This window comes from Liquorilactobacillus sp. (assembly GCF_047719775.1).
Lineage (GTDB): Bacteria > Bacillota > Bacilli > Lactobacillales > Lactobacillaceae > Liquorilactobacillus.
On record NZ_JBDNTS010000041.1, the window covers coordinates 1 to 4,597 of the forward strand.

Annotated in this window: 2 protein-coding genes and 2 pseudogenes; all 4 read left to right on the top strand. The window is 38.2% G+C overall.

The window, feature by feature from the left end; translation table 11 throughout:
- Positions 1-53: 53 nt before the first annotated feature.
- Positions 54-629, top strand: a pseudogene (locus ABF682_RS11810) (acyltransferase); the annotation flags it as partial.
- Positions 630-1,911: 1,282 nt separating this feature from the next.
- Positions 1,912-3,348, top strand: coding sequence for an oligosaccharide flippase family protein (locus ABF682_RS11815; RefSeq protein WP_045137242.1), 1,437 nt, complete (start codon positions 1,912-1,914; stop codon positions 3,346-3,348).
- Between the two features lie 29 nt (positions 3,349-3,377).
- Complete coding sequence (locus tag ABF682_RS11820; RefSeq protein ID WP_045137255.1) at positions 3,378-4,241, top strand: glycosyltransferase family 2 protein; 864 nt, start codon at positions 3,378-3,380, stop codon at positions 4,239-4,241.
- A 141-nt stretch (positions 4,242-4,382) separates the two neighbouring features.
- Positions 4,383-4,544 (top strand): annotated as a pseudogene (locus ABF682_RS11825) (sugar transferase); the annotation flags it as partial.
- Between the last annotated feature and the right edge of the window lie 53 nt (positions 4,545-4,597).

The window sequence follows — 4,597 nt, forward strand, 5'->3', positions numbered from 1 at the left end:
TATGAGTCTTTTCTATTTGACTAATTTGTTGCACTTGAATTGTAAATCCGTCGTCCATGACAACGCCCCACGCAAAGCCAATAATATTTTTGGGACGACACGTTAAAATCATGAATCGGCAGCATTTACACATAGAAGCAAAAGTAAAGTTTGAGGACTATTGCGAGATTCAGGGATTATCAACAAATGGCCTTTATTTTGGGAAAGACGTCACTGTTGGCCGAAATGTTCAAATTAGACCTTCTAGTTATTATGGCGTAGGCCATATTGGTTATGGTCTTAGTATTGGAGAGAATAGTTCAATTGGGCCAGGCGGATTCATTGGATGTGCTGGTAAAGTTCAAATTAATAAGAACGTAATGATTGGCCCAAATGTTACGATTATTGCAGAAAACCATCATTTTCACAGTACAAATAAATCAATAAAAGATCAAGGAGTGTATCAGAAAGGAATAGTAATCCATGATGATGTTTGGATTGGAGCAAATGTCACTATTTTAGATGGGGTAACAATTTACAGTGGTGCAGTTATCGGTGCTGGTACAATTGTTACAAAAGATGTGCCGGCTAATACAATCTTGGTTGATAAGTTAAGCCCAATTTTGAGAAGCCGAGTTCTTCATAGTTAGTCAAGTCTGGTATAGCAGGGTGAGAGGCCAACAAATTAAGCGAATTTCAGTTGCAGAGGGTGACAATGCTTAAAATTTAGATTTTTTGCTTAGACATCAAGGTATCTGTCAATATTTCAGATCATTCATTGCAAAATTCTAGGTTATTCATGTCCATAAGTGGATCAGAACTATTTTGGCTCTTGGTGCCAATGATTTGTTACGAGATTTTAAGTACGAATCGGATTTTTACCACATGGATTCTTAACTTAAATTAAGTTAGTGAATGTGTGACGCTGATCAACTGCTCCTCCAATTCAGACCTAACTATTTGCTTGAAAAAATCAAAAATTAATGTAAAGTGTTCTCACTGTTAAAGACGATGAGTTGATCACTACATTTGAGTAAACTGTATTTAATTATTTCTATTATGTGCTGCTGGATCGTTCGCAGGAGAATAGGGGATAAATTGCATAGCAAGTACTGACTTTGATTTAATGGGCGACCAGAAAGTCTTATGAGGTATTTGGGTCAGCCGATCAAAACATGATACCGTGTGGATGATAATCAACCCCGATTGGATGAATAATCGCACTAGATTAAGGGAAATGCTAAGTATTTTTTGATCGATCTTTCCAGGCGCAATTGTACGTTGTGAGAACTGTAGCTGCGGTGAAAACAATAACATTGCGCAGCAATTTAAATACAGAGTACGTGAATCATGAGATAAATTAAAAAGGTGCTAGAATCAAAATTTTGTTGGGAGGGAACTAAGGTCTTAAAAAAGTAGCAGAGCTAACACACAGGAACCTGTCACGTTTTATAATTCAGCTTTTGAGGCGTGTAACCATATATTGATCAATTGTCATGTGATGCATTTTCCTGTATAAAATCAATACGGTCCAATTCTGCTTGATTCATATTGTTGAGCATGTTAACCGTCATGACAATAAAATCATCAATTATTGAGCCTTGACAGTATTAGTCAAGACTAGTTTTGGAATTTTCGGGGGTGTATTCGATGGCCACTGGTATTGCAGGAGCAACTGAACAGTTTGTGATAGATCTAATAACTCAGTTGGGGAAACGTTACTGCAAGTGCGAGACTTTGTAACGGGCCACCAGCACTAGGTCTATGTGTTTTGGGCTATGAATTTGTGTCACCTAAAAGACGTGCTGTTATTAACTTTTTATACTTTTCGGCACTAGGAGGCTCTGTTAATATGAATAGGCGTTGGTTGTTTTTAACTGACCTTTATTTATTATTCGAGTTTTTGAAGAAATGTAGGTATTGGAGAATTTTATGAAAGTCATCAAAAACTTTATTTGGAATGCAGGATATCAGATGTTTGTCCTAATAGTTCCCTTAGTGACAGTACCGTACATTAATCGTATTTTAGGTCCCACGGGGGTCGGAATTAATGCTTTTACTAATTCAGTTGTTCAGTACTTTGTTCTTTTTGGTAGCCTAGGTATTAATCTGTATGGTAATAGAGGAATTGCATACAGAAGAGATGATAAAGTTGCTTTGACCAAATATTTTTGGGAAGTTTCTTTTCTTCGTTTTATTTCAGTGGGTGTAGCTGTCATTGCCTATCTGATATTTACATTTTCTATGGACAGATATCGAATATTTTATCTGGCTCAAGGTTGTATGCTTTTAGGTGCAGCATTTGATATTTCCTGGTTCTTTCAAGGACTAGAAAATTTTCGTGTCACGGTGATTCGGAACGTCTTAGTGCGGATTGCCTCACTTGTCTTAATTTTTTTGTTAGTGCATAAAGCAAGTGATACAGCAATCTATATTTTAATATTGTCCGGTTCACAGTTACTGGGAAATTTGACGTTCTGGTCATCTTTGCGGGCTAACCTGACTCACTTCCCTAAATTGTCATCTTTGCAAGTTTGGCACCACATGAAGCCAGCTTTCCTCTTACTTATTCCGCAACTAGCAATCCAGATTTATGTTCAGCTGAATAAAACTATGCTAGGTATCCTGCAGGGCGTTACAGCGGCGGGATTTTATGAGAATTCTGACAAAATTATAAAAATGCTGCTAGCATTGGTAACTGCAACAGGCACCGTTCTTTTACCCCATGTCGCCCATTATTTTGCCAGTGGTAACCATGAAGCTGTTAAACGTTCATTAGCATCTTCAATGCATGTGATATTAGTGTTGGCATTTCCTCTTGCTTTTGGTATAGCTGCTGTTTCGACGCCATTCACTTATTTCTTTTTCAGTGTCAAGTTTATGCCTGTGGCCCCGCTGATGGCAGTCGAAGCTATCGTCGTGATTCCGATTTCGATTGCAAGTGCTATTGGTGTACAATATTTGTTACCAACTGATCAAGTTAAACCATATACAGTTTCAGTTATTTTAGGATCGTTGGTTAATATCGTTGTTAATGTACCATTGATCCTTTGGTTGGGAACAATGGGCGCTGTGATTGGAACAATTCTTTCCGAATCGGTAGTAACTCTTTATCAAATTTATGCTATTAAAAATCAACTTTCCCTGGAAGAACTATTCAGCGAATCGTGGAAATATTGTTTGAGCGCATTGGTCATGTTTGCTGTCATAAAAGGGTGGCAATTTATTTTGACAATAAGCATAACTTCATTGATTTTAGAGGTTTTGCTTGGTATGATCGTTTACTTCGTTGTTTTATTGTTGTTACGTCCGCGCATTCTGTTCGGCTATATAGGACCTTATATGGAGCGCTTTCGCAAGCGAATATAAGTGAACTTAAGAGAGAGGGAATTCCAGTGTTGAAAATAGGGTTAATTCTTAATTATCAAAACTATCAACAGACGATTGTCTGCTGTCTTAATCTAATTAAAGGCGGCGTTGATCATATTTTCATTGTTGACAATGGCTCGGCTAATGGCTCTGTGCACGAACTTCATGTCGCTCTTAACAAGTATAAGCAGGTGCGTATTCTTACTACAAAGGCCAATTTGGGGTATGCACGAGGAAATAATGTTGGATTGCGAGCAATTGAAAGCGAGTTTGGGTTAGCTGACGATCACATTCTAATCGTTGTCAATCCTGATAGTTTGCTCAATTCAGAAAACATCGAACAAGTTACTAACTTCTGCCTTAGTCATACTGATGCGGGCACAGTTACTGTCCCGCAAAAGGGCAATCAGAAAACGGCGTGGCATAACATCACTAAGAAAAGAGCGCTTTTGTACAATTCGCGTATTTTTTCGAAACTTGCTCATCATTGTGGAAAAGAAGAAGCAATCCCATACCTGTTAAAACACTCGGACACTAAAAGAATTAAAGTGGATGTTAATTTAGGAGCCTTTTTTGCTATTCGTCAGACGATTTTCTCGAAAGTCGGTTACTTTGATTCGGCCACTTTTCTCTACTATGAGGAGCAGGCACTGACATTTAAATTGCAAGCGCAAGGATATCAAAATTATTTGCTTTTGACATCGAGCTATGCGCACAAAGGGCAGGGATCAACACAATTAGCTTCAAGAAAAGTTTTGGGGTATTATCAACAGAGTAGACGATATCTTTTGATACAGTACTTACACGCAGGAAAGTTTGCTCTTCATTTTTATGATTGGACTATTAGGTTTGAAGATGTTTTGAGTGGCGACCACTTTTCTGGGAAGGATTGAAAAGTATTGACAACACACTTTGTGCCCACTATTTCATGGTACTGCTTGCCCAAACGTTAAAAATATTGTAATATGCAAAAGAGCTGGCAACGTTTGGGGATTGCTTCTGCCGCATTTTGGCAATATATTGGAGGGGTGGATTTGGAGACAACATCTAGTCGTAAACAAGTTAATGCCGAGCAGGTTGACCTTGGGGGGTTGACGCCGAGCTACATATTTTCGAAACGTTGCTTTGATTTTTTGGCTAGTCTGGTTGGGCTGGTCTTACTTAGTGGGGTATTTTTGGTCATTGGAATCTTAATTAGTGGATGGTGAAAAACTCTAAAAGTACTTTCATAATAGGCTTTACCAATAGT